Below are 12,219 nucleotides of genomic sequence, written 5' to 3' on the forward strand. Positions count from 1 at the left end.
CAGAAAATTATTGCATAGCTGACATAATTTTATTTATTATGTCACAAATAGGCTTTTATGCCTTACGCATTTTACCCTTACAAAACGCACGCATACGTTTTTCGTTTCCCTTTGATTTTTCTTGACATAATCGCGCTTAAGGCTATCTGCTGTCCGATACCAAGGGGGGTTCCGGTAAGGAACTGAGAGGCCACTTTTTGCACGATTCTTTCGGGCACCGTGGCGACCCTGCCGCCAGAACATGATGTTTTGGTGGGGAACCTGATCCGGCTTATACCGGCGGAGGGACTGGTGCCTGAAAAGACAGTTATGTTCTTTCCGAACCTAGCCGCCCATACAAGCGGAGTCTTTTTCAGACCTGTCCTCCTCTCGGCAGAGGAGACGATAACGTCATGTCTTCAGTTGATTCCAAACAAAATGCGGCCTCTCCTACTGTAGGGGGCAACCCTAAACCCGCCAATACGGCTGCACCCGCTCCGGGGCATGTTACAACCGGTGCCATCCGTGGCTCATGCAAAGTCTATTCCAGCCCTGCCGATCGGCCGGACATGCGCGTGCCTTTCCGCGAAATCATGCTGGAACCTTCCGCAAATGAACCACCTGTGCGTGTGTATGATACGTCCGGCCCCTACACAGACAGCACTGTAGAAATTGACGTTAACAAAGGGCTGCCAAAAATTCGGGCATCGTGGTTGGCTGCACGTGGCTTTGAGCACATCAAACCACGCGACATTAAGCCAGAAGACAATGGCAATGCAGAAGGTAACTACCTTGTCGCACCCTGCCCTGCCCCACATACCGTGCTCAAAGGGCGAGAAGGCCAGCTTATTACGCAGTATGAGTTCGCCAAGGCTGGCATTATTACTGACGAAATGATTTACGTGGCCCACCGCGAAAATCTGGGCCGCCAGAAGGCAGCGGATGATGCTGCCCAATGTCTGGAAGATGGTGAATCCTTTGGTGCCAGCATTCCAGAATTCATCACACCTGAATTTGTTCGTCAGGAAATTGCCCGCGGACGCGCCATTATTCCGGCAAACATCAACCACCCAGAGCTGGAACCCGTTATTATCGGGCGTAATTTTCTTGTAAAAATTAACGCCAATATCGGTAACTCCGCCATCACTTCATCTGCAGCAGAAGAAGTGGAAAAGCTTGTATGGTCCATCCGCTGGGGTGCGGATACCGTAATGGATCTTTCCACTGGCCGGAACATTCACAATATCCGTGACTGGATTTTACGAAACGCCCCCACACCTATCGGCACAGTGCCCCTGTATCAGGCTTTGGAAAAAGTGGGCGGAGATGTCAGCAAACTGAGCTGGGAAGTGTTCCGTGATACTCTGATTGAACAGGCAGAACAGGGAGTGGACTACTTTACCATTCATGCCGGCGTACGGTTGCAGCATGTGCCACTCACAGCCAACCGCGTTACAGGTATTGTTTCACGCGGCGGTTCCATCATGGCAAGCTGGTGCCTAAATGGTCACCGTGAAAGCTTCCTATACGAACATTTTGAAGACATCTGCGACATCATGCGCGCCTATGATGTGTCCTTCTCTTTGGGGGATGGTCTGCGCCCCGGCAGCATTGCAGATGCGAATGACGCTGCACAGTTTGCCGAACTGGAAACCCTGGGTGAACTAACAGAGATTGCCTGGGCAAAAGGCTGCCAGGTCATGATTGAAGGGCCGGGCCATGTGCCCATGCACAAGATCAAGGCCAACATGGATAAGCAGCTAAAAGAATGTAAGGAGGCCCCCTTCTATACGCTTGGCCCGCTGACCACAGACATTGCACCAGGATACGACCACATTACATCCGCCATTGGCGCCGCCATGATCGGATGGTTTGGCACCTCCATGCTCTGCTACGTCACACCCAAGGAACATCTGGGCCTCCCAGACCGCAATGACGTGAAAACAGGCGTAATTACCTATCGCATTGCAGCACATGCCGCTGACCTTGCAAAAGGTCACCCATCTGCAAAATACCGGGATGATGCCCTAAGCCGCGCACGCTTCTCCTTTAGGTGGGAAGATCAGTTCAACCTCTCTTTGGACCCTGATACAGCCTGTGCGTATCATGATGAAACCATGCCGCGTGAGGCCCATAAAAGCGCACATTTCTGCTCAATGTGCGGCCCCAAATTCTGCTCAATGCGGATTAGTCAGGATTTGAAAGAAGACGCCATACGCATTGCTGGCATGGAACAGAAAACCGAAGAGTTCCGGCAAGCTGGTGGCAAAGTTTATGTGCCAGCAGAGTAAGTTGCCAAATTGATACTAAAAAAGCCCCGGGCAAATATGTCCGGGGCTTTTTTATGTCGCAAAAAATCACTGTTATTAGAAATAGTGTCTTAAATAAACTTTCGGCACGCCTTCACTATTCAGGCACGAAAACACAATAACAGCGGCCCATACCACACAGGATGCCACGCAAAATGCCTTTGTCCATTTTGGCAGTTCATTGTCGCGCCCAGCCATAACTGGCCAGTAAATGGATTTGTGCCCAAACCACGCCAGAACACCAGCCACGGCCAGTGCGATAAGTTTGGGGGAAAGATAGGCCCGATTGCCAATATGCACTGGATCATAAAAAAACAAAGCAAAGCCAGAGATCATAGCCAAAGCATAACTGATATGCAGTGGTTTCACCATAAACCGTGAAATACGCACCACTGTTGGCCGATCCAGATTTTGAATAACAGCAAGAATAAACAGAAATTCCAGACCAAAAAACGCTGCCATTGTAAGAATATGCACAATTCTTGCAAGGTAATGCACTGGCTGGAACCAGAAATGATAAGCCCGACTATCTAACGCCATAAGCAAGGAGTTGGGCAGGCGTAGGAACGCCAAGGGATGAGATGACATAAGCGTTAGGCTCGCGGGTTATCTGGTGTGATTGACTTTGACAATGATTCGCACTAATCCAAACGGCATGACTGATGGAGTATCATACAATGAAACTGCTTGTAGCAGCCATTCCTCTGTTAGCAGGTGCATGGATATGTTTCCCTCAGCAGGCCCATTCTCAAACAGTTTTTCAGCTTACTGTCAAAGATCATCATTTCGAGCCTGATCATATCACCGTTCCAGCTGGTGAGCGATTCATGATCGAACTCAATAATCAGGACACGACAACTGATGAGTTCGAAAGCTACGATATGAAATTTGAAAAAATTGTTGTTCCACAAGGAACAATCAAAGTTCATGCCGGGCCTCTACACCCTGGAACCTATACTTTTTTTGATGATTACCATCCAGACGAGGCCAAGGGTACCGTTACAGCAGAAGAAAAGAAGTAAATTATGCTTGGAAGCCTGATTATTGTCTTTCGCGAGGTTATGGAAGCCGGGTTGATTGTTGGCATCGTGCTTGCAGCCACGCGGGGCATTCCGGGGCGCGGATGGTGGGTTTCCGGCGGCATTGGAGCAGGTGTTGTTGGCGCAGCCATTGTGGCCATGTTTGCGGGGCAACTCTCTCAGGCTTTTTCTGGCAACGGGCAGGATATTTTTTCTGCTTCTATCCTATGCATCGCTGTTCTTATGCTTTCTTGGCATGTTATCTGGATGGCAAGCCACGGTCGTGAGCTTGCTCAGGAAATGCGTAGTGTTGGTAAGGAAGTATCAGAAGGAAGCCGCTCCCTTTTCGCTTTAGCTACAGTTGTTGCCGTAGCTGTCTTGCGTGAAGGTATGGAAGTTGTGTTGTTCCTGTATGGTATTGCCGTATCCGCACATACTGGTTTTGTGCCCATGTTTACAGGCGGCCTGCTTGGTGTTGTGGGCGGAGCTGCACTTTCATGGGCGCTTTATAGAGGCTTGATTATCATTCCTCTAAAACATCTTTTTGCAGTCACGAATGTTCTGGTCTCCTTTCTGGCTGCTGGCATGGCCAGTCAGGCCGCTGCCATCTTGGCAAATGATGATCTGATCCCCGCTCTGGGATACGATATCTGGGATACATCCTGGCTGCTGTCTGATGGTAGTATGCTTGGGCGTACGGCCAAAGTTCTGATTGGATACACAGACAGACCAATGGGCATTCAACTGCTTGTATGGGTGCTGACACTTGCCGGACTGATTGTGGTTGAACGCTTTGTTCGCACACGTCCTCAATCCAGCGCTTCATAATCTGTCACAGGTGTGCAGAAAATATCTGCCACTGTGCCTTACAAAAACTTGAGGTGCAGACATATGAAATCCTATCTTTCAATTCTTTCCGCAGCATCGGTTCTTACCCTTGCCATTGCGCTTCCCGCTGCCGCGCGTGAATACCCGGTGGGTGGCCCCGTACATGCACATGACATGGAAATAGCCGCAAACTATCTGCTTGATGTAGACATGATGCCTATGACATCAGACATGGCCATGGGCAAGGATACCATCCATCTGGAAACAGATGTACATGCTACAGCAGATAACCAGTGGGGCTTTCCCGATGGTGCATGGGTTCCCTACCTGAAGGTTGATTACACCCTTACCAAAAAGGGATCTGACTGGAAAAACCAGGGCACGCTGCACCCGATGACAGCAAAAGATGGCCCGCATTACGCCAATAATGTTAAAATGGATGGCCCCGGCAGCTATACGGTGGTGTTCAGCTATAGCTCACCAGAAACCAATGGTTTCCTTCATCACACAGATAAAGAAACCGGCACACCCGGCTTTTGGCAGCCCTTTACGGAATCATTCACTTTCTCATACCCTGAGAAATAATAAGAAACTTCCAAAAGAGAGGGCTTTACCCTCTCTTTTTAACACCCCTGCCCTGCACTTATGAAGGTCGTATTCTAATTGCATTTTGAGACGCTCTAATTGAGAATGATTCTCCATTACCGAATATCAATCATCCATACCTACCATCAGAGCAACCTGTGACCATGCAAAAACATCATAGATATAACAGAACATTTCTGAAATTTTTTTGTCTTTGCGCAACCATTCTCACCACCACCCCTGTTTTAGCACATGCAGAAGAGACGCAGGTTGAGCAGGACCGCCGCCGGTTGGGCAATTCTGGGCCACTGATTGAGCAAATTGATCCAGCAACAGTGCGAGATTCCCAACGCGCAGCAGAAGCGGCAGCTACCGAGAAAAAGGGCGATGACACACCAGACATGAGCGACCACCTATTGGGTAATATGTGGGGCGCTCGGGACTGGATGGCCAAACACGGTATCAGCTTTGATATTCAGGAAGTGGATGAACTGTGGGGCAACGCCACAGGTGGCACAGCATCAGGGGCCGATGGCGCCAGTGGTTCGGGCACCGGCCCAGCCTATGACGGTGTAACTATGCCAACCTTGACGGTAGATTTGGAAAAACTGATTGGCCTGAAAGGGGGCACATTTAATGTCAGCGCCCTACAGTTGCGCGGGCGCTCCATCTCTCAGGATCATCTGGCCAACTTCAACCCGGTCAGTGGATTTGAGGCCGATCGTTCCACGCGCCTGTTCGAGCTATGGTATCAGCAGTCTTTTCTGGACGGCAAACTGGATGTCAAAATCGGGCAGCAGGATTTGGATACCGAGTTCCTGATCAGTGATTACGGGGCCTTATATCTAAACTCCAACTTTGGCTGGCCCATGGCACCTTCGGTTAACCTGTACGCAGGTGGACCATCTTGGCCCCTGTCTTCGCCAGCTATCCGCATCCGCTACCGTCCTTCAGACAAGTTTACATTCATGTTTGCGGCAGCAGATGACAACCCACCGGGCAACCGCAACAACTCTTTTGGCATCCAGAACGGTGGTAACAGCGCAGACCCCACCAATCAGAACACTCATGATGAGGATGGTGCCAACTTCAACATGGGCACTGGCGCACTGCTGATTACCGAATTGCAGTATGCTCTCAACCCTCAGCCTGATGACATGTCACATGTCACCAAGGATCCCGGCCTGCCGGGCATCTACAAGCTGGGTGGATATTACGATACGGCAAAATTCCCTGATTATCGCTACAACAATCAGGGGAAAGCTTTAGGTAGTGCGGCTGACACCACAGGTATTCCGCGGTGGGACCGGGGCAACTGGATGGTCTATGGTATTATTGACCAGATGATCTGGCGTCCTTCACTCCAATCTCCACAATCTGTTGGCATTTTTGCACGCGCCACAGGTAATGGTGGGGACCGAAACATGATCAGCTTTGCCATTGATGCGGGCATCAACCTTAAAGCCCCGTTCAAGGGACGTGATAATGATACGGTGGGCCTAGGCTGGGGCATTGGCCGTGCTTCTTCTGGCCAGCGACGGTATGACCGCAACTCTGGCGCACCTGTACAAGGCAATGAAAACCATCTGGAACTTACCTATCAGGCACAGGTCACCCCTTGGTGGGTCATGCAGCCAGACTTCCAGTATGTCTGGCATCCCTCTGGCGGTGTAACGGATTGGACAGGCAACCGCCTTGTCGGGAATGAAGCCATTTTTGGGCTCCATTCCAACATCACTTTCTAAAAATTATAAATAAAAAAGCATTCCCTTTCGGTTGCCATTTCATAAATGGAAAAAGTGGCAACGTTAGGAAATGCTTTTTTATACACGCAAAATTTGTATAGAAGGCCGCTCGGAAAAATCAGAGCGTCTTCCGCGCCACACCGTTTGCTGATGACAGGCATTTTTCAGCCAAAGCGCCAAAAACCAGCCCCAATACAGACCACAAAACAATCTGCATTCCGATAGATGCTTCTCTAAAACGCCAAAGCACTACAGCAGGAAAATTGTCTGGCACTTCATTAAAATCTGGCAGACCAAATTGCACAGCAGCGACAAGCGCAATACCCAGAATAATGCTACATACAGCAGCGTTCCAATGCCCGATTACGTTAGACAGTGCGCGCCCCACCAACAAACAAATCATGGAAATGGCGATAGAAAGGCCAACCATTGCAAAATACATTTCTGTCCTCAGCGCGATGGTCTCTTCCTGCCCAACTGCGGGTGGGTTAGGTGGATATTTTAAATCTGGTATCAGCACAAACGTTAAAAACCCAACGCCAGACAGCAATAATGCCATAGCGCGTGGGCTTAATGTTGCAAGACGCTGATAGGCAAATGCAAAAACAATCGCAAAAATACCGCCATATGCGGCACCGTACATCAGCACAGCAGTAAGCAAGCCCCAAGATGCCTGCACACCACGGCTTATCAGTTCAGGTTCTGGCGCGGCACCTGCGGCAGCATCCTGAGCGGCTTCAAACGCAATAGCCAAAGCGACCTGCGGTTCACCAAAAATTTTTGAAAATACAAAAGAAAGCAATGCAGCCAGAATGCCCGCGACCATGCCGCGGGCTAAAAGACGACCAACCATGAGTAAAACTTTCCTCTCGTGCCTTAGTGGCAGGGGAAACCAAGAAGATGGCGGCCATCATGCACAAATTCATGCACAGCATGTCCGGAAATCAGGGAAGTGGCGCCCTGCTCTGCGCCTACAAAGTAGATCAGCAGTGCAGAAACAATCAGGCCGAAAACAGCCCAAGGCAGAATGGCACGAACCGGAATGCTCTGGCCCGCTGCCGCAACCGGCATAGCTGTATGAACAGATGTGCTCATGATGTTGTATCCTTTTTAAATTTAAAGCCCGCCAGAGCAGGCACAAAAGAGTGTGAAACAGAACTTCATGGTTTGGTCGGCCCTCATCATAGAAGGACGAAGCCTAACAGCAAGGGCATTCCGAACACGCCTGCTGTTCTCCCACCTTGAGCAAAGAGGCACCCGAAAGGAACGTCATTCCATGTGAGATACTTGCCTGCTCCATCCGTCAGCCTCTCACCAACCAGCAATCAACGGTGCAGAGCATACCAAAACCTCTTCCAAATTCTATTTGGAACACAAAGCATTGTTACACTTCACCACGCCGCGTGAAGACAAAAGCCCAGAATGTATTTAAGGAGAAATCTGCCGAGGGCAGAGGAGTAAACATCGCAAATCATCCATCTCCGGTTCCCTCGCCCGGCGATTAAACAAGACAACAACGGCAGGTCTCCTGACTTGCGGGTCATTGCGCATTACTCAGCCTTCCCGATGCGAACACCAGTGACTGCCGCTTTATGCGGCTAAGGAGTAATAGGCTCTCCGCCTACAGTTGCGAGGGCAGTTGCCGACTGGGTTCCAAAGCAGGAACCTCCGGCATTCCCTTTCAAACCCGCTTGCGCGGGACCGTTGTAAGATGGCGCAACCCTTACCTTATTTTTGCTTCATATTTCAATCTTTGCCTGATTATGCAGGTATAACTCTTGCCAGAGCCGCCATTTTAACCCACCTGTTTCTGCAGACTTTTCCCTGACTGGCGACTTATGGACCAACGATACCGCATTCCCCCACTAGCCATGCTCAATGCCTTTACGGCGTTTGCACGCACAGGCGGTATCAGACGGGCCGCAGCAGAACTGCGCGTAGATCACGCAGCCATAAGCCGCCACATTCGGGATCTGGAAAATATTTTAGGCACACCTTTACGGGATAAGGAAACAGGAACCCTTACATTAGCGGGTCACACTTATTATTCCCGCATCACCCCATTGCTGGAAGAACTGGCCACGGCCACGGCAGATATCCGCAACCACACGCCCCCCCTTACCATTACCTGCGCGCATGGTTTTGCATACCATTGGTTGCTACCTCGGCTCTCCTCCTTTCGGCGCGCGCACCCTCAACTGGAAATCATGCTGCGCCCAGTAGATGCGAATACGGCTTTCCACGTTACGGGCGTGGAAACAGATAATCATGCTCATATCGGTTATGTGCGTGATGATGCCCCGTTAGCTGAACCCCGCAACACACGCAGCATGATTATTGCCCGGCCAGATGTTTTTCCGGTAGCTGCCCCCACATGTCTTACAGAACTGGGCGGGCAGCCCCGCACAACAGCAGATTTGCTCCGCGCACCCTTATTGCAGGAAGAAGATGAAGCCGAGTGGAAACTTTGGTTTCACGCACAAAATGTAGCCTGCACAAAACTACCTGCCGCAACACGCCTGTGGCAGGCCCATATTACATTGGCGGCTGCCCGCGCCGGAGAAGGCATTGCTCTTGGCAATATTTTCCTGCTGGGAAATGATCTTGAAACAGGCCACCTTGTGCGGGTGCAGCCTACGCAAACCCCTTTGCGAGAAGTAGCCCTAGGGGCCTATCTTCTGCGCGCTTCTACTGCCACATGGGAGAAAAAATCTCTCATCACGTTCCGAAACTGGCTTTTAGAACAGGTGGAACTGAAAACGCAAAGTACACATACCCTCCCTTAAAATGCAGTTAAGCGCCTACGCAACGATATGAACGTGCTTAATTGCTGGTGACTTTTTATCACCACAGAGGCAACAAAAAATCTCCTCCCCCTCCCCCGCGAAACATTTTACGGAACAGAAACAACTTTGCCCGCAACATAGTTCCCGGGAGCCCATATTAATGGCCACGAATAAAGACCTTCTGAACCGCCGCACCAATGCTGTGCCACGCGGCGTTGCTACCTCCACCCCCGTTTTTGCAGACCGCGCAGAAAATGCCGAAATCTGGGATGTGGAAGGCAAGCGCTATGTTGACTTTGCCGGCGGCATTGCCGTTCTGAACGTTGGCCATCGCCACCCAAAAGTGATGGATGCTGTTAAAAAGCAGCTAGACCGTTTTACTCATACGGCTTTTCAGGTTTCTGCTTACGAGCCCTATATTGAGCTGGCTGAAAAGCTGAATGCCCGCGCACCGTTTTCTGGCGATGCCAAAACCATTTTTTTCACCACGGGTGGTGAAGCTACAGAAAACGCCGTAAAAATTGCGCGTGCAGCAACTGGCCGCAATGGCGTGATTGCGTTCTGCGGCGGCTTCCATGGCCGCACGCTGCTGGCTTCTGCGCTTACGGGTAAGGTTCTGCCTTACAAAGCACCCTTCGGCACATTGCCGGGCGAAGTTTACCACATCCCCTTCCCCGATGATCATGACATCACGGTGGAAGACAGCCTGAAGATGCTGAACTTCCTGTTTGCAGCTGATATCTCCCCCAACAATGTGGCTGCCATTATTATTGAGCCTGTGCAGGGTGAAGGCGGCTTCCGCGTTGCCCCTACAGCACTGCTCAAACACCTGCGCGCTATTTGCGACCAGCACGGCATTAAGCTGATTGCAGATGAAGTGCAGAGCGGCTTTGCCCGTACTGGCAAGCTATTTGGTATTGAGCATTCTGGCGTAGAACCCGATCTGGTGTGCATTGCCAAATCTCTGGCAGGCGGTTTCCCGCTTTCCGGCGTGATTGGCCGTGCAGAACTGATGGATTCCGTGCCTCCGGGTGGCTTGGGTGGCACATATGCTGGCGCGCCGCTGGGCTGTGCTGCTGGCTTGGCCGTGCTGGATATTATTGAAGAAGAAAAGCTTCTGGACCGCGCCAACAGCATGGGTGAACGCCTGAAAGCCCGCATTGCAGGCTGGCACAAGCGCACAGATATGCTGCCTGTCAGCATGCCACGTGGGCTGGGCGCAATGGTTGCCTTTGATATTTTGGAACATCATGCTGGTGTGGAACAGCGCAAAGGCTTTGGTTCCAAACTATGTGCCCGTGCCTGTGAAAAAGGCTTGATCCTTCTGGCCTGTGGTGTGCAGGGCGCTACCATCCGCATTCTGACACCGCTGACCGCATCTGATGAACTGGTTGATGAAGGCTTGGACATCATCGAACAGATTCTGCTGGAAGAAGCAAAAGCCTGATCTGCATTTTTCTGCAGTCATCAGCAAAAAGGCGGCCTTTCTTGGGGCCGCCTTTTTCTTTGCCTTGTCATATATTTTTAAAATCAGAATTCATTTCACCAAATATATCGTCATAGTCAGGCCATCATTCCTGCTTACTCTTGAAAATAACGATCAAGAAAAACAGGAGGCCAGAATGACAGCATTTGGCGCGTATTGGCTGCAAATACAAAATTCTTTTCGCAAATTACTGCAAACTTTGCACAATTTAAAAATGCGCAAAGCCGCACATATCAAACATTAAATACGCCATCCCTCCTGTTCTTGCGCAAACAACAAAAAAGCCCGCCTACCATCAAAGGTAGAGCGGGCTTTTTTAGCGCCGTTATGCAGCGTTATTTTTTGTCATCAGAAAACGTGTTCTGACCCCACCGGCCAACATCGTGCGCGGCATTTTCTGTACCTTCCTTGGTCTTGTTCCAAGCGTGCTCGGTGCCTTCACTTGTTTTATCCCAAGCTTTGCGAGAACCGTCCTTGGTTTTGTCCCAAGCGTGCTCGGTCCCTTCGCTTGTCTTGTTCCAAACCTTGTGAGAGCCCTCTTTGGTTTTGTCCCAAGTTTTTTCCGTACCTTCGCGGGTTTTATCCCAGGCGTTATGGGTGCCTTCTTTGGTCTTATCCCATGCCTTTTCACTGCCCTCGGTGGTCTTGTCCCAAGTTTTGCGGGTGCCGTCCTTGGTTTTGTCCCACGCTTTTTCTGTGCCGTTGCTTGTCTTTTCCCAAGCCTTGTTCGTGCCTTCCTTGGTCTTGTTCCAAGCATGCTCGGTTCCTTGGCGGGTGTTATCCCATGCGCGGCCCAGCATGCCTTCCTCAGCGTGAGCGCAAGGCAGGCTTAAAGCAAACATGGCAGCACCCAGCAGAGTTGTAGCGGCCGTCCGAAAAGAATTATGAGACACGAGATACATCCTCTTAAGTGAAAACCTTATTGCTAAAGGTAAGTATTCAAAGGCTTTATGGCAAATGTACGCCACATCCGTGGCAGTTCTGCCAAACACGTTTAACGCGGCAGAGAGTCCAGCGCGGCCTGCAAGATATAGGCCGCAGCCAGCCGATCCACCATTTCTGCCCGCCGCGCGCGGGAGAGATCAGCTTCATCAATAAGCATACGATTCACTGCGGATGAAGAAAGGCGTTCATCCCACTGGCATACAGGCAAGCCTGTCTGTTCTGAAAGCGCAAGCGCCCAATCTCGGCTGGCCTGCGCCGCTGGACCAAAGGACCCATCTAAGGAAAGGGGAATCCCCACAACCATGCCGCCAATTTCGTGTTCTTTGGCAAGATCACGAATAAAGCTGGCCATTTGCCCTAGTTTCCCGCGTTTTACCGTTTGGAATGGTGAGGCCACCATGCGGGAAACATCGGAAAGCGCCAGCCCCACCTGCTTTTTGCCGGGGTCTATCCCTAGCAGGCGTGCGTGTCTGGGCAGGGTTGCAACAAGGTCTGTCAGGCTAAGCAGTGTCATACGGACGGTATGTTGCCTTTCGC

Annotated in this window: 12 protein-coding genes and 1 riboswitch; of the genes, 7 read left to right on the plus strand and 5 right to left on the minus strand. The window is 50.8% G+C overall.

Features of this window, described 5'->3' with window-relative positions:
* Window positions 1–392 precede the first annotated feature (392 nt).
* Window positions 393–2,270: a phosphomethylpyrimidine synthase ThiC gene (gene thiC / locus EOV40_RS12235; RefSeq protein WP_128106103.1), complete on the plus strand. Its 1,878-nt coding sequence runs from the start codon at window positions 393–395 to the stop codon at window positions 2,268–2,270.
* 75 nt (window positions 2,271–2,345) lie between these two features.
* Here the strand turns inward: thiC and EOV40_RS12240 are convergent, their stop codons facing one another.
* The gene (locus tag EOV40_RS12240; RefSeq protein ID WP_128106104.1) at window positions 2,346–2,876 is read right to left on the minus strand and encodes a hypothetical protein; all 531 of its coding nucleotides are present in this window, start codon (window positions 2,874–2,876) and stop codon (window positions 2,346–2,348) included.
* 74 nt (window positions 2,877–2,950) lie between these two features.
* On the opposite strand from EOV40_RS12240, the gene EOV40_RS12245 reads away from it, so the two are divergent.
* The 4 genes from EOV40_RS12245 (at window position 2,951) to EOV40_RS12260 (ending at window position 6,465) form a co-directional block, all read left to right on the plus strand.
* Window positions 2,951–3,310 (plus strand): cupredoxin domain-containing protein, encoded by a 360-nt coding sequence (locus EOV40_RS12245; protein ID WP_014457553.1) that lies wholly within the window; start codon window positions 2,951–2,953, stop codon window positions 3,308–3,310.
* 3 nt (window positions 3,311–3,313) lie between these two features.
* Window positions 3,314–4,135, plus strand: coding sequence for an FTR1 family iron permease (locus EOV40_RS12250; protein WP_087651604.1), 822 nt, complete (start codon window positions 3,314–3,316; stop codon window positions 4,133–4,135).
* A 33-nt stretch (window positions 4,136–4,168) separates the two neighbouring features.
* Window positions 4,169–4,720, plus strand: coding sequence for an iron transporter (locus tag EOV40_RS12255; RefSeq protein WP_208729199.1), 552 nt, complete (start codon window positions 4,169–4,171; stop codon window positions 4,718–4,720).
* 164 nt (window positions 4,721–4,884) lie between these two features.
* Window positions 4,885–6,465 carry a carbohydrate porin gene (locus tag EOV40_RS12260; RefSeq protein WP_050818692.1) on the plus strand — a complete coding sequence of 527 codons (1,581 nt, stop codon included), beginning with the start codon at window positions 4,885–4,887 and terminating at the stop codon, window positions 6,463–6,465.
* A gap of 118 nt (window positions 6,466–6,583) precedes the next feature.
* Here the strand turns inward: EOV40_RS12260 and EOV40_RS12265 are convergent, their stop codons facing one another.
* Both EOV40_RS12265 and EOV40_RS12270 read right to left on the minus strand, forming a co-directional pair.
* A complete protein-coding gene (locus tag EOV40_RS12265; protein WP_128106106.1) occupies window positions 6,584–7,318 on the minus strand; it encodes a CbtA family protein in 735 nt (244 codons plus the stop codon).
* Between the two features lie 23 nt (window positions 7,319–7,341).
* Window positions 7,342–7,560 carry a CbtB domain-containing protein gene (locus EOV40_RS12270; protein ID WP_050818696.1) on the minus strand — a complete coding sequence of 73 codons (219 nt, stop codon included), beginning with the start codon at window positions 7,558–7,560 and terminating at the stop codon, window positions 7,342–7,344.
* A 406-nt stretch (window positions 7,561–7,966) separates the two neighbouring features.
* Window positions 7,967–8,186: riboswitch (cobalamin riboswitch) on the minus strand.
* A 117-nt stretch (window positions 8,187–8,303) separates the two neighbouring features.
* Here EOV40_RS12270 and EOV40_RS12275 point away from each other — a divergent pair.
* Window positions 8,304–9,251 carry a LysR substrate-binding domain-containing protein gene (locus EOV40_RS12275; protein ID WP_208729201.1) on the plus strand — a complete coding sequence of 316 codons (948 nt, stop codon included), beginning with the start codon at window positions 8,304–8,306 and terminating at the stop codon, window positions 9,249–9,251.
* Window positions 9,252–9,411: 160 nt separating this feature from the next.
* Window positions 9,412–10,698 carry a 4-aminobutyrate--2-oxoglutarate transaminase gene (gene gabT / locus EOV40_RS12280; RefSeq protein WP_050818700.1) on the plus strand — a complete coding sequence of 429 codons (1,287 nt, stop codon included), beginning with the start codon at window positions 9,412–9,414 and terminating at the stop codon, window positions 10,696–10,698.
* A gap of 374 nt (window positions 10,699–11,072) precedes the next feature.
* On the opposite strand, the gene EOV40_RS12285 is transcribed toward gabT, so the two are convergent.
* Entirely contained in the window at window positions 11,073–11,729 is a 657-nt protein-coding gene (locus tag EOV40_RS12285) for an endoglucanase (RefSeq protein ID WP_128106107.1), read from the minus strand.
* 2 nt (window positions 11,730–11,731) lie between these two features.
* Window positions 11,732–12,196, minus strand: a complete 465-nt coding sequence (gene ruvX / locus EOV40_RS12290) for a Holliday junction resolvase RuvX (RefSeq protein ID WP_003626252.1) — start codon at window positions 12,194–12,196, stop codon at window positions 11,732–11,734.
* Window positions 12,197–12,219: the final 23 nt, after the last annotated feature.

The organism is Acetobacter oryzoeni (assembly GCF_004014775.2).
In the GTDB taxonomy this organism is placed as follows: Bacteria; Pseudomonadota; Alphaproteobacteria; order Acetobacterales; family Acetobacteraceae; genus Acetobacter; species Acetobacter oryzoeni.

Coding starts and splice junctions, on each gene's coding strand:
- thiC (WP_128106103.1), top strand. CDS start 393: ATGTCTTCAGTTGATTCCAAACAAAATGCGGCCTCTCCTACTGTAGGG.
- EOV40_RS12240 (WP_128106104.1), bottom strand. CDS start 2,876: ATGTCATCTCATCCCTTGGCGTTCCTACGCCTGCCCAACTCCTTGCTT.
- EOV40_RS12245 (WP_014457553.1), top strand. CDS start 2,951: ATGGAGTATCATACAATGAAACTGCTTGTAGCAGCCATTCCTCTGTTA.
- EOV40_RS12250 (WP_087651604.1), top strand. CDS start 3,314: ATGCTTGGAAGCCTGATTATTGTCTTTCGCGAGGTTATGGAAGCCGGG.
- EOV40_RS12260 (WP_050818692.1), top strand. CDS start 4,885: ATGCAAAAACATCATAGATATAACAGAACATTTCTGAAATTTTTTTGT.
- EOV40_RS12265 (WP_128106106.1), bottom strand. CDS start 7,318: ATGGTTGGTCGTCTTTTAGCCCGCGGCATGGTCGCGGGCATTCTGGCT.
- EOV40_RS12270 (WP_050818696.1), bottom strand. CDS start 7,560: ATGAGCACATCTGTTCATACAGCTATGCCGGTTGCGGCAGCGGGCCAG.
- EOV40_RS12275 (WP_208729201.1), top strand. CDS start 8,304: ATGGACCAACGATACCGCATTCCCCCACTAGCCATGCTCAATGCCTTT.
- gabT (WP_050818700.1), top strand. CDS start 9,412: ATGGCCACGAATAAAGACCTTCTGAACCGCCGCACCAATGCTGTGCCA.
- ruvX (WP_003626252.1), bottom strand. CDS start 12,196: ATGACACTGCTTAGCCTGACAGACCTTGTTGCAACCCTGCCCAGACAC.